We start from the raw sequence: 19,158 nt of genomic DNA on the forward strand, positions 1-19,158 counted from the left end.
CCCGGGGTCGGGTACTGAGGTATTGTTGTGAAATTCACGAAAAGGGCCAGTTTGACGACCTTGCGCGGATGGCAAGCCGCGGCAGGAAAATCACCTGCTGAATCGTTTAACCTGACCAGGAGGCCACGTTACTCGATAATCTTGCGACGAAAAAGCCCCATCCTGTCGGACAATTGCGACAATGGTCGCCTGCGCACGGCCTGGCCCTTGGGTCACACTACCCGGTCAAGCTCTGCAGCAGCCCCGGTAATAACAAGGAAAATTCGGTGAAACTCAGCGATATCGCCCGTCTGGCCGGTGTGTCCGTGACCACCGCCAGCTACGTCATCAATGGCAAGGCCGAACAGCAGCGCATCAGCAACAGCACGGTCGAGCGCGTGCGCGCGGTGGTCGAGGCCCACGGCTTCACGCCCAATCCCCAGGCTGCCGGCTTGCGCAGCCGGCACACCCGGACCCTGGGCTTCATTCTCCCGGATCTGGAGAACCCCAGCTATGCCCGTATCGCCAAGCAGCTCGAGCAAGGAGCCCGCGCTCGTGGCTACCAGTTGCTGATCGCCAGCAGCGACGACCAACCAGACAGCGAACGGCAGTTGCAGCAACTGTTCCGCGCCCGACGCTGCGATGCACTGTTCGTTGCCAGCTGCCTGCCGCCGGACGACGAAAGCTACCGCGAACTACAGGACAAGGGGCTGCCGGTGATCGCCATCGACCGGCGCATGGACCCGTCGTACTTCTGCTCGGTGATCAGCGACGATCGCGATGCCAGCCGCCAATTGGCCCAGAGCCTGCTGGACACACACCCGCGCACCATCGCCCTGATCGGTGCGCGCCCGGAGCTGTCGGTCAGCCAGGCCCGCGCTGGCGGTTTCGATGAAGCGCTGCAACCCTTCGAGGGCCAGGTACGCCGTTACCAGGGCGAGGCCTTCAGCCGTGAATGCGGCCAGCGTCTGATGCAGCAATTGATCGAGGATTTCGGCGGCCTGCCCGATGCCTTGGTCACCACCTCCTATGTACTGCTGCAAGGTGTGTTCGACACCCTGCAGGCACGCCCGGCCGATTCGCGCCAGTTGCAGCTGGGGACCTTCGGTGACAACCAGTTGCTGGACTTCCTGCCTCTGCCGGTCAACGCCATGGCCCAGCAGCACGGGCAGATTGCCGCCACCGCCTTGGAACTGGCCCTGGCCGCCATCGAAGACAAACGCTACGAGCCCGGCGTGCATGCCGTGGCGCGTATGTTCAAACAACGCATCAGCGCAGGTTGACCATGCGCCTGATCGACACCCACACCCACCTGGACTTCCCCGACTTCGACGCCGACCGCCAACGCCTGCTGGCCAACGCGGCGGCCCTCGGCGTGGAGCGCATGGTGGTGCTGGGTGTGTATCAGGACAACTGGCAACGCGTGTGGGACCTGGCCTGCAGCACGCCCAACCTGCATGCCGCGCTCGGGCTGCACCCGGTGTATCTCGACCAGCACCGCCCCGAGCACCTGGCTCAGCTGCGCGACTGGCTGCAGCGTCTGCGAGGCGACCCGCGCCTGTGCGCGGTGGGCGAGTTCGGCCTGGACTTCTACCTGCCGGAACTGGACAAGGGCCGCCAGCAAGCACTGTTCGAGGCGCAACTGCAACTGGCCTGCGACTTTGCCCTGCCCGCCCTGCTGCATGTGCGCCGCAGCCACGCCCAGGTGATCGCCACCCTCAAGCGCTACAAACCCGCCCGCGCCGGCATCATCCATGCCTTCGCCGGCAGCTACGAGGAAGCCCGCGAGTACATCCGGCTGGGTTTCAAGCTGGGCCTGGGCGGTGCCGCCACCTGGCCCCAGGCGCTGCGCCTGCGCAAGACGCTGCCACGCCTGCCGCTGGAAAGCGTGGTGCTGGAGACCGATGCGCCGGACATGGCGCCGTCGATGTTCCCTGGGGTGCGCAACAGCCCGGAGCACTTGCCGCAGATCGCCAGCGCGTTGGCCGAGGTGATGGGCCTCGAGGCCGACCGCTTGGCTGAGGCCAGTACCCAAAATGCCTGTGAGTTGTTCGGCTGGTAGCACCGGCCCATTACCTAGACACGAAATGCCCCGATCAACCGTTTGAGCTCCAGCACCTGGGCTGACAGGTTCCGGCTGGCATCCTCGGTCTGGTTGGCTCCCTGGGTCGTATCCTGGGCCGCGCGGTTGATCGCCACGATGTTCTGGTCGATATCGTGGGCCACCGCCGTCTGCTGCTCGACGGCGGCGGCGATCTGCTGGTTCTGCTCGACGATGCCACCCACCGCCCCAAGGATATTGCCCAGCGCCTGTTGCACCTGACGAGCCTCGTCCACCGTGCCGGCGGCCATCTGGTGGCTGCTGCCCATCGCCCTGACCGCCGCACCCACGCCCTCCTGCAAGCGCTGGATCATCTGGGCGATCTCCTCGGTGGAATCCTGGGTGCGCCTGGCCAGGGTCCGCACCTCGTCGGCGACCACGGCGAACCCCCTGCCCTGCTCGCCGGCCCGAGCGGCCTCGATGGCCGCGTTCAGGGCCAGCAGGTTGGTCTGCTCGGCAATGCTGCGGATCACTTCCAGCACCCGGCCGATGGCCTGGCTGTCGCCGGCCAACTGGTTGACCGCGGCCACCGTGTGGTCGATCTCGCTGGCCAGGCGGGCGATGCTGCCCTGCTGGCTCTCCACCAGGCCACGGCCCGCGGCACTTTCACGATTGACCTGCTGCGCGCCTTCAGCAGCCAGGGCTGCGCTGCGCGCGACTTCCTGGGACGTGGCACTCATCTGGTTCATGGCCGCAGCCACCTGCTCGATCTGCTCGCGCTGGCCGCCGATGGCCTGGCTGCTGTGTACCGACACGGCCAGCACCTGCCCGGCCTGTTCCTCGACCTGGCCGACCGTGCGGCTGACCTGGCCGATCAGCTCGCGCATGCGTTGCACGGTCTGGTTGAACCCCTGGCCCAGTTCGCCTAGCTCGTCCTGGCTGCGGGAGCAAAAACTGACGGTCATGTCCCCGGCGGCGACCTTGTCCATGGCCGAGCCGAGGTTGCCCAGCGTCTGGCGGATGGAAACGTAGAAGCCACTGGCGAGGTAGATGATCAAGGCGAAGACCACGGCCAGCGCGCCGACCAGGGCAATCATGCGCAACCGGTGCTCGCCCAGGCGCGCCTGCAACTGCACCTGCAAGTGAGTGAGAATGGCGTCGTTGAGCCGGTAGGTCTGTGCCATCAGCCCGCTGACTTGCTGGTAGAACCCGGCCCAGGGCACATCCAAGGTCTCGGCCATCACCACCTGTTCTTCGAACAGGCCGGCCGCCTGCTTGATGGTCGCCTGGCTGGCCTGGGCCAGCTCGGCCAGGGCGACCTTGGCCTGCGGGTCGGCGGCCAAGGCTTCGTCCAGTCGAATGCCGTAGTCGGCGGCCAGCCGCTCCAGCCGTTGCAGCAAGTCTTCGAAACGGGCGCTGCCAGAGGAGTCGATGAAGCCTCGCCCCAGGGCCATGGCGCCCATCGCCCGGCCCTCGCCTAGCGCCTGGGTCACCTGGCCCGTGGCGACACCCAGCACCTCGCTTAAGTGGCGCACCGAGGCCTGGCTGTCCTGGTCCAGGCCCACCTGGCTGGCCACCTGCTTGACCAGCACCTGGGCCTGCACCAGCAGTTTGTCCACCAGGGCCGCCTTGCTTTGCAGGGAAGACTCGTTGCGGGCCCGATCAAACGATTCGCCCACCTCGTCGCGCCGGGCCTGCAGTTGTGGGTCGTCGAATAGTAGCGCCTGCAGCTTCGCTGCGACCTGCTCCTGACTGTGCCCAATACGTTGTTCCAGGTCGCCGGCCTGCCCCGACTGGCCGAGCATCACATTGATCTGCAAGAGATTGCCCAGGGTTTCCAGCTCCCCGCGCAAGGCCAGGGCGCTCGCCAGAGGAGCCAGGCCCTGAAGCTCGACGCGGGTGGCATGGAACTGGTCATGGACGCCGCGCACCAGGTAAAAACTGGTAACCAGCATCGGTACAAAGAACAGGGCGCTGATCAGGCTGAACTTCAGGCCGAAGCTCAGCCGGTCCATCAGGACGATGGCCGGATAGAGCAAACGCAGCATGCGCATCTCCTTGGATTCTTTTTATTCTTTGAGGTAGCACAAGGCCATTAATGGCCAGGCGACCTGTATAGCGCAGAACGAATCCAAGGTTTGTAATTTAAGGTTAAGCAGGAGTCGAGGCTGTGTGGCTGGGCTTCACCGGCCTGTGGATAGCTCGCTCGTGTAGGAGCGGCCTTGTGCCGCGAAAGGGCTGCAAGGCAGCCCCAAAACCTGCACGCCCCGTCAGACCAACACGGTCCACAGCGCAAAGCACGCGTACCACAGCACCGCACAACGCAGCAGCAGCTCCCAGAGGCTGTCCAGCCGCCCCAGCCCACGCTGGTTGTCTTCTTCCTCGGGCACCGTATCAGCTACCCGCCCGACCCGCGCCACCAGGTGCCCGGCGCTGATGTGCCAGTTGAGCAGCTCGTGCAGCATCACCCGCACCACAGCGACGAAGTTGCCGACCAGGGCAAAGCTCAACGCCAGCACCCGCACCGGCAGCCAGTCCATGGCATGGCGCAGCTGCTCGGCCCGCTCCTTGAGCGCCGGTTGCCGGCTGTTGCCCGCGCACAGGGCCAGCAGGCGATAGGCCAGGGCGGCTCCAGGTCCCAGCAGGAAGTACCAGAAGATCACCGCGAAAAAGCTCTGGTACGCCTGCCACAGCAAGTGGCCCTGCACTCGGATCAACAAGCTTTGCGCATCGTCGGCGGCCAACCCCAGGTCACGCTCGGCCACATGCAGCGCGGCCTGGTCATCTCCTCGGCGCCAGGCATCCCGGAACGGCCCCAGGGCCGCCTTGGCATCGCCACGGCCGAGGCTGTAGATCAGCACCAGCAAATGCACCGGCAATGCCAGCAACCCATAGGCCACCGGCTCCAGTACATGCAACAGCAGAGCCAGCAACGCCACCGGCGCCAGCACCAGAATGGCCAGAGTCCACCAGGGGTGTACCTTGCCGCCGCGCTCCAGGCGCACCAGCTCGCCCAGGAAGAAGCCATCACGTTGCAGCCGCTGGCGCAGGGCGGAGAATTTCTCGACCCAAAGCACCAGCACCAACACCAGGAAACTCATGCATTGTCCTCATTGCACTGCAGCGCCGCGCGATAGCGGCACCAGTCGAAGGCCGGGCCCGGGTCGGTCTTGCGTACCGGGGCGATATCGCTGTGGCCACAGATGCGCTGCGGGCCGATCACCGGCCAGGCGCGACGAATCTCGTGGGTCAGCTGCGCCAAGGTGGCGTACTGGGCATCGGTGTAGGGCAGCTCGTCGGTGCCTTCAAGCTCGATGCCAATGGAAAAATCGTTGCAACCCTCACGCCCATCGAAGCTCGAGACACCCGCATGCCAGGCCCGGTCGAGCAAAGACACGAACTGGGTCACCGCCCCGTCACGCTCGATGAACAGGTGCGCCGATACGGTGAGGTGGCAGATGTCCTGGAAATAAGGGTGTTCGCCTGGGTCGAGCTGGTTCTGGAAGAACTGCTGCACCTTGCCGGTACCGAAGCATGCCGGCGGCAAGCTGATGTTGTGGATGACCAGCAGGGAAATGGCTTCGCCTTCAGGGCGCGCATTGAAGTTGGGCGAGGGGCAATGGGTAACGCCGGAGAACCAGCCTGTCGCACGGTCCAATTGCATGGAGCAGTTCCTGAAAATCGCCGGGGAGGTAGCCAGTATGCCCCGCACCCGATGCGCTTGCATGTAAATGATTGTTCAGCGATCCGCCTGGCGACGCAAGCGCCCGAGCACTGCCTCCAGGGCCCGCTCGAACAACAGCCCGTCGTCCAGCAGGCGCAGTTCGCCGCGGCGCAGGGCCTGGGCCAGCCCCGCACGGTTCCACTCGCGCACCTTCATGCCGGTGCGGTTGGCGAAGACGAAGCGGTCATGGCTGTCGATCCTGGCGACCAGCTTGCAGCGCAGCAGCTCGTCGTCATCCATTACCTCGACCCATGCACCGACCTTCAGCCGCTGCACCTGGGCCAGCTCCGGCCCTTGCATGTCCGGCTGCAGCAAAGGGCCGCACGCTGGCTCGTCGGCCACCGCCAGGATGACTTCCTCGGCCACCAGCATGTGCTCCACGGCACAAGCGCTGCCCGATGCCCCCACGCAGGCAGCCAGGTGCAATTGCTCCAGCTGCTGGAAGAATTCGCGGGTAGCGACCGCGTCCATGACCACACCCGCCAGGCCTTCGCGCAGGGCCTTGAGCAGCCCGGGCACCTGCTGCAGCAAACGCTCGCGCGCCGAGGGCTCGTGGTGCGGGGCAATGCTCGCCAGCAGCGCGTCCATGGTCGCCAGCCCTTCGGCCCAGGCTGCGGAACCTTCGCCGTGCTTGAGCCAGGCCAGCAGCAGGACCTGGCTCCAGCCTTGGACCAGCATGTGCACCACCGCCTGCGGCAGAACCCGGCCATGCAGGCGCACGTTCAGCTCGCGCTGCACCTGCAGGCGAGCCTGCAAGGCACGCGCCCTTCCCTCTTCGGCATCACGGGTGCGTTGCTCGAGCAGTTCGTTGCGGCGGCGTTCCTGCTGGCTGAAGGCAAGAAAGTCCTCGAGCAGCTCGCTGAACAGCCGTGGATCATCGGTGAACTCGTTGAGCAATCGCTGGACGATACGCTCCACTCGCAGTTGCAGGCTGTCGCGCAGCCCCTCGTTGCCGGTTTCCCAGCCAATGGCAGCCGCTGCGATCTCGTTGAGCAGGCGCCGGGCCGGGTGGCTGGCACGGCTGAACACGGCCTTGTCGAGCAACGCCACCTTGAGCAGCGGAATGTGCAGCCGTTCGATCAGCTCGCGCACGGCCGCAGGCAGGTTGTTATCTTTCTGGATGAATGCGAACAACAGGCCGACCAGGTTGAATGTGTCCTCATCGGCGGTGGCGATGCAACGGCGCGTACCGCTGCGCACGCTCACCCGCAACAACAGTTGCTCCAGCTGCTGGCCCAGGTCGAAGTCATCGGCCTCACAGGTGGTGGGCACGTAGTGCTGCAGATGGGAGAGCAGCCGCAACAGGTCGGCGGTGCTGACCGGCTGTGCGCCGGGCACCTGCTGCACCCGCGGAGCAATGCGGCCTCGCAGTGGCGCCAGCAAGGGCGTTAGCGCGTCGAAGAATACCTGGCTGGCATCGTCGGCCTGGGGCTCGTCGGCCTTGGCCAGGCCAGTGGCCGGTCGCTCCAGAGGCCGATGGTCCTCGGCGCGGCGGCGTGGCGTAGCCTTGAGTTCAGGCAATATGCCAGCGTTGGCCAGTAACTGGTTGGCCTGCTCGTACAGTTGGTCGATGTCGCGCAACACATAGCGCTCGAACAGTTTCAGCAAGACCAGCTTGACCTTCGGCCCTACCCCCAGGTCGCGCCCGGCTTGCAGGAAGTGGTCGCACAATGACTCAGGCCCCAGCGCAAGCCTTTGGGCCAGAGGGGTTTCGAGCAGGGCCTGGAAGCGTAACGTCAGTTGCTCGAGCGCCTGACCATCCCGGGACAATACTCGCGCGACCATCGCCTCGACGGCCGCAGAGCGCTCCAGTTGCACAGTGCTGCGTGGGCGGTCGGCTACGCCCGATTGCCGCTCATCGGCCTGGTTGAGCCGGGCGAAGGCATCGTGAAACCGGTCAAGGAACCCGCGTTCGATATTCTTGCGCTTGAGGCGCAGGTCGCGCATCGCCTCGAAGTACAGGTTCTGCTCGAACCGTTCGCTGGCCTTGTCAGCCATTTCGAAGAGGGTGTCGTCGGCGTTGTCGAACAGCGTCTGCAGGCCCAGGCGCAAGTGCAGCGCCGCCAGGTCGCGCACCTGCAGAAGTGGGAGCGGCAGGCAAGGCAAGGAAGCACGCGGCCCTCGATCGATGGCCGCCGCCAGCGGCACCACCTTGCCTTCTATCTGCATCCCGGACTCCTTGATAGGGGTGATCTGTTCGAATGACCTGAGCCAGTCAAAAGCATGACGCCAAATACTGGTCGCATTATCGGTAAAAAATCTGACAGCTTCTAGCGTGATCTGCTTACGCTCCCAACTGACCATGGGTTCGGCGAAATGCTCACTCGTCCTGACCAAAGGTCACCGGTGTGGTTGGCGCTGTACACGTCGGCCCCCTGCCCTATAATCGCCGGCACCTAGCTTGTGGAGCCGACCATGCCGAACCTACGCCTCGCCGACCTGACCGCCGAAATCGAAGCCAACGTGCGCCGTGCGCTGCTGGAAGACATCGGCAGCGGCGACATCACCGCCCAGCTGATTCCGGCCGAGCGCCTGGCCAAGGCGACCATCATCACCCGCGAAGATTGCACCATCGCCGGTACCGCCTGGGTCGATGCGGTGTTCCGCCAGCTCGACCCACGGGTGGCCGTACACTGGCAGGTGGCCGACGGGGACCGGGCCAAGGCCAACCAGGCGCTGTTCCACCTCGAAGGCCCGGCGCGCTCGTTGCTCAGTGGCGAACGCACGGCGCTGAACTTCCTGCAGATGTTGTCCGGCGTGGCTACCCGGGCGCGTTTTCTCGCCGACCTGGTGCAGGGCACCCAGGTGCGCCTGCTCGACACCCGCAAGACGCTGCCGGGCCTGCGCCTGGCGCAGAAATATGCCGTGACCTGTGGCGGTTGCGACAACCATCGCATCGGCTTGTATGACGCCTTCCTGATCAAGGAAAACCATATCGCGGCCAGTGGCGGGGTAGCCGAGGCGGTTGCTGCGGCGCACAAGATCGCGCCGGGCAAACCGGTGGAAATCGAAGTGGAAAGCCTGGACGAGCTGCGCCAGGCACTGGCAGCCGGTGCCGATATCGTCATGCTCGACGAATTGACGCTCGATGAAATGCGCGAGGCCGTGCGCATCACCGCCGGCAAGGCCAAGCTGGAGGCCAGCGGCGGCGTGAATGAAAGCACCCTGCGGGTGATTGCCGAGACGGGAGTGGACTACATCTCCATTGGTGCCATGACCAAGGATGTGAAGGCGGTGGATCTGTCCATGCGCCTTAGCCTGTAAACGACTGGGGCCGCAAAGCGGCCCCATTACAGAGCTTAGAACGACGCGTTGGCCAGGCCGTCCAGGTAACGCTCGACGTCCAGTGCAGCCATGCAGCCGGCACCGGCGGAGGTGATCGCCTGACGATAGACGTGGTCAGCCACGTCGCCTGCAGCGAACACGCCTTCGACGTTGGTGGCGGTGGCGTTGCCTTCACGGCCACCGTTGACCACCAGGTAGCCGTCCTTGAGGGTCAGCTGGCCTTCGAACAGCGAGGTGTTCGGCGTATGGCCGATGGCGATGAATACGCCGTCGACCTTGATTTCGTCGCTGCTGCCATCGTTGTTCTTCAGGCGGGCACCGGTCACGCCCATGTCGTCACCCAGCACTTCGTCCAGGGTGGCGTTGAGCTTGAGCTCGATCTTGCCTTCGGCCACACGGGCGTGCAGCTTGTCGACCAGGATCTTCTCGGCGCGGAAGGTATCGCGACGGTGTACCAGGGTCACCTTGCTGGCGATATTGGCCAGGTACAGCGCCTCTTCCACGGCCGTGTTGCCACCGCCCACCACGGCGACCGGTTTGTTGCGGTAGAAGAAACCGTCACAGGTGGCGCAGGCCGAAACGCCCTTGCCCATGAAAGTCTCTTCCGACGGCAGGCCCAGGTAACGGGCGCTGGCACCGGTGGCGATGATCAGGGCATCGCAGGTGTAGGTGCCGCTGTCGCCCTTGAGGGTGAACGGCTTGTTGGCCAGGTCCACGGCATTGATGTGGTCGAAGACGATTTCGGTTTCGAAGCGCTCGGCATGCTCCTGCATGCGCTGCATCAGCGCAGGGCCGGTCAGGCCGTGGGGGTCGCCTGGCCAGTTGTCGACTTCGGTGGTGGTGGTCAGCTGGCCGCCAGCCTGCATGCCGGTGATCAACAGCGGCTTGAGGTTGGCGCGGGCGGCATAGACCGCAGCGCTGTAACCGGCAGGGCCGGAACCGAGAATGATGACGCGCGAATGACGTACTTCAGACATGTCGAACTCCTGTCGAGGCGGCCGCGGGCCGGCATCGGTGTGCCGGCAGCACCGGCTGGAATTAAAAGGGACCCACGCAGCACTTGGGGAAGGCTACAACGCGTAGATCCGAAACCAAAAGTTGAGCGCACTGTAGCGAGGTCGCAGAGATTAAGGAAATATCCTTCGACAATCCACCTTATAGAGTGCTTCTATCCAAGCTGAAAACCGATAGAAAATCTTCACTCGCTTTTGTTACAGCCCATTGCTTCTAGGATTGGCGCCTTTCGTCGTGCGGGCAAACTCGGGTAAGGTCAGCGCGTTTTCCCTTTGATCCGGAGCGTCTCGATGCAAGCCCCTGTCCTCTCTGGCCCCCAGTACCTGCGCGAAGGGCTGAAACTGGTCATGAGCCCGAACCTGCGGCTGTTCGTCCTGCTGCCGCTGGCGGTCAACCTGCTGCTGTTCGGCGGCCTCATCTATTTTGCCGGGCACCAGTTCAGCCTATGGGTCGATGCCTTGATGCCCACCCTGCCGAGCTGGCTGAGCTTTCTCACCTACATTCTCTGGCCGCTGTTCGTCGCCTTGGTGATACTGATGGTGTTCTTCACCTTCACCCTGGTGGCCAACATCATCGCGGCGCCGTTCAACGGCTTCCTCGCGGAAAAGGTCGAGGTGGTGGTGCGCGGCGAGGACACCTTCCCCGCCTTCAGCTGGGGTGAGCTGATCGCCATGGTGCCACGTACCCTGGGCCGCGAAATGCGCAAGCTGGGCTACTTCCTGCCGCGGGCCATCGGCCTGTTCATTCTCTCGTTGATCCCGGTGGTCAATGTGGTGGCCGCACCGCTGTGGCTGATCTTCGGGGTATGGATGATGGCTATCCAGTACATCGACTACCCGGCCGACAACAACAAGATGAGCTGGCAGGACATGCTCGCTTGGCTGCGCGAGAAGCGCTGGCAGAGCCTGGGCTTTGGCGGCATTACCTACCTGGCGTTGATGATTCCGTTGGTGAACGTGGTGATGATGCCGGCGGCGGTGGCGGGTGCCACCTTGTTCTGGGTGCGGGAGGGCGCGTCCGGTAAACAGAACCCGCGGTAGTTATATACCCTAGGCGGGCTTCGAATCAGTGGCTCAATCATCGCCGGCACCCTGTGGTGCGCATCTTTGGAGGATGACCAGATGATTGACGATGATAAGTTGAAGGTGGATGTTCAGGACGAGGGGACTGATGAAAGCGTTCCCATGACGGCAGAACCTGAACAGCCTGCCGAGGCGGAACTGGAAGCACCACAAGACTCTGCCGAGCCGGAGCCTGAACATCCTGAAGAATCTGTCGAGCCTGAACGCGAAGCGCCGGAAGAACCCGCCAAGCTCGACCAGTCCGGTGCACTCGAGATCATAGGCTCGTCATTAGGTCCCATCGACCCACTGGGCCCGCTGGGCCTGCGTGGTCGCGTGGGTAAGGAGGGGCCGGACCTCACCAATGCGGAGCACGAAGCATTCGACAAAGTGCAGACGCATGTGCACTTCGTTTTTCAGGACGTCCTGTCGAACCATGGTCTGGATCCTTCGGGGGATTGGCTCATCCACATCAAGGATGATTTCTCCGAGCGCTCCCCTGCCGCCATGTTCCTGACCTGGGCACTGATTACCGGAAACCTGCAAAAGCCGGCGCTGGTCGAGTATGAAGACCATCGCACAGGCGAGGTGCTTGCCGATACCGACGGCACCTTCTGGGCCGCCCTGCAAGAAACGTTCGACATCATGATGACGGTAGGTGTGATCGCCTGACGCCTGAAATACCCCGGGCCTGCGCGCAGTTTGCGGCGCAGGCCTTTTTCAGCGTTCGCTCAAAGGCTCAACTGGCTGGAAAACCGCCCTACCGCATCCACCACCTTCTGCGCACCTTCCTGGATCTCGACGATCACCCCACCAGTATCGGCGGCCAACGCCAACCCCTGCTCAGCCTGGCGCTTGCTGGTGTCGATGATATCCACCGCCGCCTGGGCCAGTTGCTCGTTCTGCAGAACCACCTTGGCAATCTCGTCGGTGGCCGTGCTGGTACGCGAGGCCAGCTGGCGCACCTCGTCGGCCACCACCGCGAAGCCTCTACCCTGCTCGCCTGCCCGCGCCGCCTCGATAGCCGCGTTGAGCGCCAGCAGGTTGGTCTGCCCGGCGATGTCGCTGATGGTCTTGATGATCGAACCAATCACCCGAGATTGTGTATCCAGCGCCTGGATGCCTTGGGCCGCGTCCTGCATGGAACGCTCCAGGCCACGCATCACATCGACGGTCTGGGTCACCACACCCGTGGCCTTGCGCGCGCTGGCATCGGTGCCCAACGATGTGTTGTAGGCGATGTCCGCAGCCTCGGCAACAGCCAGCTCCTGGTTGACCTGGTCAGTGATCACGGTTGCGAACTTGACCACTTTGTAGAGCACGTCATGGGCATCGATGATCGGGTTGTAGGATGCCTCCAACCACACCACTCGACCATGGGCGTCGATGCGCTTGAACCGGTCGGCGACGAATTCGCCACGGCGCAGCTTGTCCCAGAAGGCCTGGTAGGCTGGCGAATTGGCTTCCTCAGGTTCACAGAAAATACGGTGATGCTTGCCACGCAACTGCTCCAGGGAATACCCCATGGCCTGCAGGAAACGGTCATTGGCGGTCAGCACCTCGCCTTGCAGGTTGAACTCAATCAGCGCGGTCGAACGCATCAAGGCCTTGATCAGGCTTTCGTGCTCGCGAGAGGTCTCGATGGTGCGCGTGAGGTCGCTCGAATGCAGGCTGAAATAGCGGATTCGCCCGTCACTGCTCTTGACCGGTTGCAGGATCGAACGCAGCCAGGCTTCCTGGCCATTGCCACGCAGCAGGCGGAAGGCGCCGTTGAGGTGCTCGCCACGGCTGATGGCGCCTTTCATGCGCTGGTAGAAGTCCAGCTGCTTCACATGGGCTGGGACGATGTCCTCGATATTGCGCCCGATCAGCTGTTCGGCGCGATAAAGCATCTCCTGTTCGAAGTTGCTGTTGACCGACTCGATACGTCCGTCAGGGCCAAGCTGCAAGACCAGCATCTCACTGTCGAGGCTGCTCTTGACCTGCTCGACGGACATCAGGTCCTCGCGCAGTTGCTGGATTTCTTTTTTGAGTTTGCTGTTGAACATGACCGCTCCCGGGAGCGCACCCCGACCGTTGGATACTTCTGCATCGGCTGGCCCCGAAGGATTCTTGAGTGGCCCGCAAGGAAATGTTCGCACGGGCAAAACCCGCGTCATCGGCCAGCCACGAATCTGTCACATGAACGCAACAGCCCAGGCGGACACTTTTGTCATGAACATACCGCCCCTGCGCATCACCCTGGTCACCGAAACCTTTCCACCCGAAATCAATGGCGTGGCCAATACCCTTGGCCGCCTCAGCGATGGCTTGCGTCAACGCGGGCACCAGGTGGAGTTGGTACGCCCTCGCCAGGCCAGCGACAACGCCAGTCGTGACACCGACGACCTGTTGCTCTGCCGCGGTTGGCCGTTGCCCGGCTACCCGGGTCTGCAATGGGGGGAAACAACCAAGCGCACCTTGGTACGACGCTGGCGTCGGCAACGCCCGGATGTGCTCTACATCGCTACCGAAGGCCCGTTGGGCCTGAGCGCCCTGCGTGCCGCGCGCCACCTGGGCATCGCCGTGGTCAGCGGCTTTCATACCAACTTCCCGCAATACTCGGGGCAATATGGCCTGGGCTTGCTGACCCGCCTGCTTACCCATTACCTGCGATGGTTTCACCGGCGCACCGCGGTCACCCTGGTGCCCAGTGCCAGTCAGCGCCTGGAGCTCGAGCGCCGGGGCTTCGAACGCCTCGGGCTGATGGCACGAGGGGTCGATGCCTGCCTGTTCAACCCGGCCCGGCGTAGCCAAGCGTTGCGCCAGGCATGGGGCCTGGGGCCGGACGATATCGCCGTGATCCATGTCGGCCGCCTGGCTGCGGAGAAGAACCTCGGGCTGTTGCAGCCCTGCATGGACGCGCTGCACAAGGCTTATCCACAGCGGCGCATGCGCCTGGTGGTCGTGGGCGACGGGCCACAACGCGAGCGCCTTGAGCAGTCGCTGCCCGATGCCGTGTTCTGCGGTGCGCAGCGGGGCGAAGCGCTGGCAGAGCACTATGCCAGCGGCGACCTGTTCCTGTTCCCCAGCCTGACCGAGACGTTCGGCAACGTGGTGCTCGAGGCATTGGCCTCAGGCCTGGCCGTGGTCGCCTACGACGAAGCGGCCGCCGCCCAGCATATCCGCCATGGGCATAGCGGGGGCCTGGCGATGCCGGGTGACCAGGCGGGGTTCATCGACGCGGCGTGCTGGCTGCTGGAGGAAGACGAAACCTTGCGCAGGGTGCGCCTGAATGCACGCCAGCATGCCAGTCGACAAGGCTGGCCCACGATCATCGAGCAGTTCGAGGGATATCTGGCCGGTGCGTGCCGTCAGGTTGCCAGCCAGGATGGCGGAGCAGTGAATGGTGCGTTGGCGACCAAGCCGGGCTCGACAGCACCGCACGGTTGATCGCCTCAAGTCCCCATCGCGGGGCAAGCCCGCTCCCACAGGTACAGCGCAGGCCTGAAGAGCAGCCCGGCCTGCTCCCACCGAGATTGCGCCGCTTTCAAGACTTGCGAAATCCCTGTGGGAGCCGGCTTGCCGGCGATAGAGTCAGGGCAAGCAACTCAAGACAGTTGCTCCCACCGAGATTGCGCCGCTGCTTGTCCCGCAATAGCCCCCTGGTATTCAGCCCAAGGCCTTCTCGATCGCCTGCACGACCGCCGGATCATCCGGTGCGGTACGCGGTGCGAAACGGGCCAGCACGCGCCCGTCCTTGCCCACCAGGAACTTTTCGAAGTTCCAGGTGATATCCCCCGGAAATTCGGCGCCCTCGCCCGCCAGCAGGCGATACAGCGAATGACGCTGCGGCCCGTTGACCTCGAGCTTGGCGCCCAGCGGGAAACTCACCCCGTAGTTGAGGCTGCAGAATTCCTGGATGTCCTTTTCGCTGCCCGGCTCTTGCCCGGCGAACTGGTTGCACGGCAGGCCCAGGACATTGAAGCCTTTGTCCTTGTAGACCTGGTACAGGTTCTCCAGGGCCTTGTATTGCGGCGTCAGGCCACACTTGGAGGCGACATTGACCACCAACACCACCTGGCCCTTGAACGGTGCGAGGGGCAGTTCCTCGCCGTTCAGCGCCTTCAACGTCAGGTCGTGAAACGCACTCATGATGACTCCCCTCTCAGGTTCCCGATGGTCGCAGGGGCGAATCGCGCCCACTAAAAAGGCGCGCAGCCAAACCGTCGGCCTTCCCCAAGGAAGGCAAAACGGCTTGCCCGAGCGCCTGGCGACTCTCTGAGCTTAGCGCAGAAAATCAGTGGTGATGGCCACCTTCACCGTGGATGTGACGGTGAGCGATTTCTTCGTCGCTGGCGTCACGCACGTTGACTACCTTGACCTTGAAGTTCAGGCGCTGGCCGGCCAGCGGGTGGTTGCCGTCGACGGTGATGTCGTCGCCGTCGATGTCGCGGATGGTGACGATCTGCATCTGACCGTCCGGCGCGGAAGCGTGGAACTGCATGCCGACTTCCAGTTGGTCGACGCCTTCGAACAGGCTGCGGTTCAGGGTGCTGACCAGCTCGGCCAGGTATTCGCCGTAGGCTTCTTCAGGTTCGATGGCGACGTTCAGCTCGTCACCGGCCTGCTTGCCTTCCAGGGCTTTTTCCAGGCCCGGGATGATGTTGGCGGCACCGTGCAGGTACACCAGCGGCGCACCACCGGCGGAACTGTCGATGACCTCCCCGGCGTCGTTGGTCAGGGTATAGTCGATGGAGACAGCCTTGTTGGCGGCGATCAGCATGGGGCAAGACCTTTTGCAAAAGAATGTAGAGCGATCAAGTGTAACCAACGCATCGCCCGATTGCGAACGCGTGTCGGGGAATGACAAATCCGTCAGTCGGATCACGGGTTTTCACCAGGACGAAGAGGGCCACTGGGTGGTCGAGCTGTCATGCGGCCATACCCAGCATTTGCGCCACCAGCCTCCATGGCAGGCGCGGCCCTGGGTGCTGGACCCGGCCGAGCGCCAGCGCCGCATCGGCCAGGTATTTGCCTGCGGCTGGTGCGCCCAGGGGGTCGATAGCGATACCCTTGGCGGCTGACCCCTTGCACCGCTTATTTCGAGAAGCACGCATGCAGACATTTTTCATCGCGCCGACCGACTTCGGTGTCGGCCTGACCTCCATCAGCCTGGGCCTGGTGCGCACCTTGGAGCGCGGCGGGCTGAAGGTCGGCTTCTTCAAGCCGATCGCCCAGCATCACCCCGGCGATACCGGCCCCGAGCGCTCCAGCGAACTGGTGGCGCGCACCCATGGCATCCGCCCGCCGACGCCTCTGAGCCTGGCCCAGGTCGAGCGCATGCTCGGCGATGGCCAGCTGGACGAGCTGCTCGAGGAGATCATCCGCCTGTACCAACAGGCCTGTATCGGCAACGACGTGGTGGTGGTCGAAGGCATGGTGCCGACCCGCCACGCCAGCTATGCCGCGCGGGTCAATCTGCACCTGGCCAAGAGCCTGGACGCCGAGGTGATCCTGGTGTCGGCGCCGGAAAACGAAGTGCTCAGCGAGCTCTCGGGGCGTGTCGAGCTGCAGGCTCAGCTGTTCGGCGGCCCACGCGACCCGAAGGTGCTCGGGGTCGTGCTCAACAAGGTGCGCACCGACGAAAGCATGGCCGCCTTCGCCGCCCGCCTGCGCGAGCATTCGCCGCTGCTGCGCGGCGACGACTTCCGCCTGCTGGGGTGCATCCCCTACCAGCCCGAGCTCAACGCCCCGCGCACCCGCGACGTGGCCGAGCTGCTCGGCGCCCAGGTGCTCAATGCCGGGGACTACGAACAACGGCGCATGAACACCATCATCATCTGTGCCCGTACCGTGGCCAATACCGTGCCACTGCTCAAGCCCGGCACCCTGGTGGTGACCCCAGGCGATCGCGACGACATCATCCTCGCCGTGAGCCTGGCGGCCATCAATGGCGTACCGTTGGCCGGCCTGCTGCTGACCAGCGACAGCAAGCCGGACCCGCGCATCCTGGAACTGTGCCGAGGCGCCCTGCAGGCCGGGCTGCCAATTCTTTCGGTGGGTACCGGTTCGTATGACACCGCCAACCGCCTCAATTCGCTCAACCGGGAAATCCCGGTGGATGACCGAGAACGCGCCGAGTTCATCACCGACTTCGTCGCCAGCCACCTCGACGCGGCCTGGCTGCACCAGCGCTGCGGCACGCCGCGCGAGCTGCGCCTGTCGCCGGCGGTATTCCGCTACCAGCTGATCCAGCGCGCCCAGCAGGCGAACAAGCGCATTGTCCTGCCGGAGGGCGCCGAGCCACTGCTGGTGCAGGCAGCGGCCATCTGCCAGGCCCGCGGCATCGCCCGTTGCGTGCTGCTGGCCAAGCCCGAGGAGGTCGAGGCGGTAGCCCGCGCCCAGGGCATCACCCTGCCGCCTGACTTGGAAGTCCTCGATCCAGAGGTGATTCGCGGGCGTTACGTCGAGCCCATGGTGGAGCTGCGCCGCAGCCGCAACCTCAACGCGCCAATGGCCGAACAGCAGCTGGAAGACCCAGTGGTGGTCGGCACCATGATGCTGGCACTGGATGAAGTCGACGGTCTGGTCTCGGGCCTGGTGCATTCCACTGCCAACACCATTCGCCCGGCGTTGCAGTTGATCAAGACCGCACCGGGCAGCAGCCTGGTGTCCTCGGTGTTCTTCATGCTGTTCCCCGAGCAGGTGCTGGTATATGGCGACTGCGTGATGAACCCGCACCCCAGCGCCGCGGAGCTGGCCGAGATCGCGCGGCAGAGCGCCGAATCGGCCCAGGCCTTGGGTATCGCGCCACGGGTGGCGATGCTCAGCTATTCAAGCGACTCGGCGGCCAGCGACGAGGAAGTGGAGAAGGTGCGCGAAGCCACGCGCCTGGCGCAGCAGGCCGAACATGACCTGCTGATCGACGGCCCGTTGCAGTACGACGCGGCGGCCAACCCTGAGATCGCGCGCCAGCTGGCACCGGCAAGCCCAGTGGCGGGCCGCGCCACGGTGTTCGTATTCCCGGACCTCAACACTGGCAACACGACCCACAAGGCGGTGCAGCGCAGTGCCGATTGTGTAAGCCTGGGGCCGATGCTGCAGGGGTTGCGCAAGCCGGTGAACGACCTGCCGCGGGGCGCGCAGGTGGACGATATCGTGCACACCATCGCCCTGACTGCGATTCAAGCCAGTACCGTGCGCTGACATGCAAAAAGGGGCCACTACACGCCCCAATCGCGGGCAAGCCCGCTCCCACAGGGTCGCATACATCAACCTTGTGGGAGCGGGCTTGCCCGCGATTGGGCCGCATAGCGGCCCCTCGTTTCCTTGCTTTACGGGTACTGCTGCACGGTACCCTGCTGGTCATACTGCTGGCCAGGAATCGGCTTGAGGTTCACTTCCACGCGACGGTTCTGGGCACGGCCATTGGCGTCGGCGTTGCTGGCGATCGGCTGGTCCGGGCCCATGCCGCGTACGGAAACGCGCGACGGGTCGACACCCTGGGAGGTCAGGTAAGTGCTGACGGCCTGGGCACGGCGCTGGGACAGGTCCATGTTGTGCTGACGGCTACCGGTGCTGTCGGTGAAGCCCACCACCTCGATGGTGTTCTGGTTGAACTGCTTGAACGAGTTGGCCAGATTGTTCAGCGGCGAATAGAAGCTTGGGGAGATGTTCGCCGAATCGGTGGCGAAGGTGATGTTGCCCGGCATGATCAGCTTGATCTGGTCACCCTGGCGCTGCACCTCGACACCGGTGTTGGCCATCTTGGCACGCAGCTCGGCTTCCTGCTTGTCGGCGTAGTAGCCGTAGCCTGCAGCAGCAGCACCCACCGCGGCGGCGCCGATCAGCGCGCCCTTGCCACGGTTGTCGTGATCGATGGCGGCACCAGCGATGGCACCGGCCAGCGCGCCCAGGCCACCGTACTTGGCGGTCTTGCTCATCCCGGTGGAGCCTTGAGCCTGGCCCTGGCTGTCATAGGGGTTCTGGCCGGCACAGCCAGTCATCAGGGCAGCAGCGGTAGCGACGATAATCAGACGACGCATGGTGAACATGGACAAGCTCCTACAGAT

The 19,158-nt window shown here is 64.2% G+C and carries 17 protein-coding genes and 2 pseudogenes; 8 read left to right on the top strand and 11 right to left on the bottom strand.

Annotated features, from left to right (window positions below):
• Nucleotides 1–266: 266 nt before the first annotated feature.
• A complete protein-coding gene (cra, locus tag ACXHGZ_RS17575; RefSeq protein ID WP_480460717.1) occupies nt 267–1,262 on the top strand; it encodes a catabolite repressor/activator in 996 nt (331 codons plus the stop codon).
• 2 nt (nt 1,263–1,264) lie between these two features.
• Complete coding sequence (locus tag ACXHGZ_RS17580; RefSeq protein ID WP_480460718.1) at nt 1,265–2,041, top strand: TatD family hydrolase; 777 nt, start codon at nt 1,265–1,267, stop codon at nt 2,039–2,041.
• A 14-nt stretch (nt 2,042–2,055) separates the two neighbouring features.
• Here ACXHGZ_RS17580 and ACXHGZ_RS17585 read toward each other — a convergent pair whose 3' ends face one another.
• The 5 genes and pseudogenes from ACXHGZ_RS17585 to ACXHGZ_RS17605 form a co-directional block, all read right to left on the bottom strand.
• The gene (locus tag ACXHGZ_RS17585) at nt 2,056–2,985 is read right to left on the bottom strand and encodes a methyl-accepting chemotaxis protein (RefSeq protein WP_480464087.1); all 930 of its coding nucleotides are present in this window, start codon (nt 2,983–2,985) and stop codon (nt 2,056–2,058) included.
• Nucleotides 2,959–4,074 (bottom strand): annotated as a pseudogene (locus tag ACXHGZ_RS17590) (methyl-accepting chemotaxis protein); the annotation flags it as partial. The gene ACXHGZ_RS17585 and the pseudogene ACXHGZ_RS17590, both read right to left, overlap by 27 nt.
• A 216-nt stretch (nt 4,075–4,290) precedes the next feature.
• The gene (gene ampE / locus ACXHGZ_RS17595; RefSeq protein WP_480460719.1) at nt 4,291–5,121 is read right to left on the bottom strand and encodes a regulatory signaling modulator protein AmpE; all 831 of its coding nucleotides are present in this window, start codon (nt 5,119–5,121) and stop codon (nt 4,291–4,293) included.
• Nucleotides 5,118–5,684, bottom strand: coding sequence for a 1,6-anhydro-N-acetylmuramyl-L-alanine amidase AmpD (ampD, locus tag ACXHGZ_RS17600; RefSeq protein ID WP_480460720.1), 567 nt, complete (start codon nt 5,682–5,684; stop codon nt 5,118–5,120). The genes ampE and ampD overlap by 4 nt, the downstream gene beginning before the upstream one ends.
• A 75-nt stretch (nt 5,685–5,759) precedes the next feature.
• The gene (locus ACXHGZ_RS17605) at nt 5,760–7,913 is read right to left on the bottom strand and encodes a DUF1631 domain-containing protein (protein ID WP_480460721.1); all 2,154 of its coding nucleotides are present in this window, start codon (nt 7,911–7,913) and stop codon (nt 5,760–5,762) included.
• A gap of 246 nt (nt 7,914–8,159) precedes the next feature.
• Here ACXHGZ_RS17605 and nadC point away from each other — a divergent pair, with 246 nt between their 5' ends.
• Complete coding sequence (gene nadC, locus ACXHGZ_RS17610) at nt 8,160–9,008, top strand: carboxylating nicotinate-nucleotide diphosphorylase (RefSeq protein ID WP_084858541.1); 849 nt, start codon at nt 8,160–8,162, stop codon at nt 9,006–9,008.
• 35 nt (nt 9,009–9,043) lie between these two features.
• On the opposite strand, the gene trxB is transcribed toward nadC, so the two are convergent.
• Complete coding sequence (gene trxB / locus ACXHGZ_RS17615; RefSeq protein ID WP_224456886.1) at nt 9,044–10,006, bottom strand: thioredoxin-disulfide reductase; 963 nt, start codon at nt 10,004–10,006, stop codon at nt 9,044–9,046.
• 327 nt (nt 10,007–10,333) lie between these two features.
• Here trxB and cysZ point away from each other — a divergent pair, with 327 nt between their 5' ends.
• A complete protein-coding gene (gene cysZ, locus ACXHGZ_RS17620) occupies nt 10,334–11,083 on the top strand; it encodes a sulfate transporter CysZ (RefSeq protein ID WP_084858543.1) in 750 nt (249 codons plus the stop codon).
• An 81-nt stretch (nt 11,084–11,164) separates the two neighbouring features.
• Nucleotides 11,165–11,776: a hypothetical protein gene (locus ACXHGZ_RS17625; RefSeq protein ID WP_480460723.1), complete on the top strand. Its 612-nt coding sequence runs from the start codon at nt 11,165–11,167 to the stop codon at nt 11,774–11,776.
• 59 nt (nt 11,777–11,835) lie between these two features.
• Here ACXHGZ_RS17625 and ACXHGZ_RS17630 read toward each other — a convergent pair whose 3' ends face one another.
• Together ACXHGZ_RS17630 and ACXHGZ_RS17635 are read right to left on the bottom strand one after the other, a co-directional pair.
• Nucleotides 11,836–12,267, bottom strand: coding sequence for a methyl-accepting chemotaxis protein (locus ACXHGZ_RS17630; RefSeq protein WP_411969659.1), 432 nt, complete (start codon nt 12,265–12,267; stop codon nt 11,836–11,838).
• A 162-nt stretch (nt 12,268–12,429) separates the two neighbouring features.
• Nucleotides 12,430–13,263, bottom strand: a pseudogene (locus ACXHGZ_RS17635) (PAS domain-containing protein); the annotation flags it as partial.
• 55 nt (nt 13,264–13,318) lie between these two features.
• On the opposite strand from ACXHGZ_RS17635, the gene ACXHGZ_RS17640 reads away from it, so the two are divergent.
• Nucleotides 13,319–14,536 carry a glycosyltransferase family 4 protein gene (locus tag ACXHGZ_RS17640; RefSeq protein ID WP_480460725.1) on the top strand — a complete coding sequence of 406 codons (1,218 nt, stop codon included), beginning with the start codon at nt 13,319–13,321 and terminating at the stop codon, nt 14,534–14,536.
• Nucleotides 14,537–14,755: 219 nt separating this feature from the next.
• On the opposite strand, the gene ACXHGZ_RS17645 is transcribed toward ACXHGZ_RS17640, so the two are convergent.
• Both ACXHGZ_RS17645 and ACXHGZ_RS17650 read right to left on the bottom strand, forming a co-directional pair.
• Nucleotides 14,756–15,238: a glutathione peroxidase gene (locus tag ACXHGZ_RS17645; RefSeq protein ID WP_480460727.1), complete on the bottom strand. Its 483-nt coding sequence runs from the start codon at nt 15,236–15,238 to the stop codon at nt 14,756–14,758.
• 145 nt (nt 15,239–15,383) lie between these two features.
• Nucleotides 15,384–15,869: an FKBP-type peptidyl-prolyl cis-trans isomerase gene (locus tag ACXHGZ_RS17650; RefSeq protein ID WP_084858548.1), complete on the bottom strand. Its 486-nt coding sequence runs from the start codon at nt 15,867–15,869 to the stop codon at nt 15,384–15,386.
• Between ACXHGZ_RS17650 and ACXHGZ_RS17655 the strand changes: the two genes are divergently transcribed.
• A complete protein-coding gene (locus tag ACXHGZ_RS17655; protein ID WP_084858549.1) occupies nt 15,868–16,170 on the top strand; it encodes a DUF3565 domain-containing protein in 303 nt (100 codons plus the stop codon). The two genes, ACXHGZ_RS17650 and ACXHGZ_RS17655, sit on opposite strands and share 2 nt — an antisense overlap.
• Nucleotides 16,171–16,201: 31 nt before the next feature.
• A complete protein-coding gene (gene pta / locus ACXHGZ_RS17660; protein ID WP_480460729.1) occupies nt 16,202–18,292 on the top strand; it encodes a phosphate acetyltransferase in 2,091 nt (696 codons plus the stop codon).
• Between the two features lie 128 nt (nt 18,293–18,420).
• On the opposite strand, the gene ACXHGZ_RS17665 is transcribed toward pta, so the two are convergent.
• The gene (locus ACXHGZ_RS17665) at nt 18,421–19,140 is read right to left on the bottom strand and encodes a YiaD family glycine zipper/OmpA-like lipoprotein (protein ID WP_084858551.1); all 720 of its coding nucleotides are present in this window, start codon (nt 19,138–19,140) and stop codon (nt 18,421–18,423) included.
• Nucleotides 19,141–19,158: the final 18 nt, after the last annotated feature.

This window comes from Pseudomonas shiyinii, from assembly GCF_056725765.1.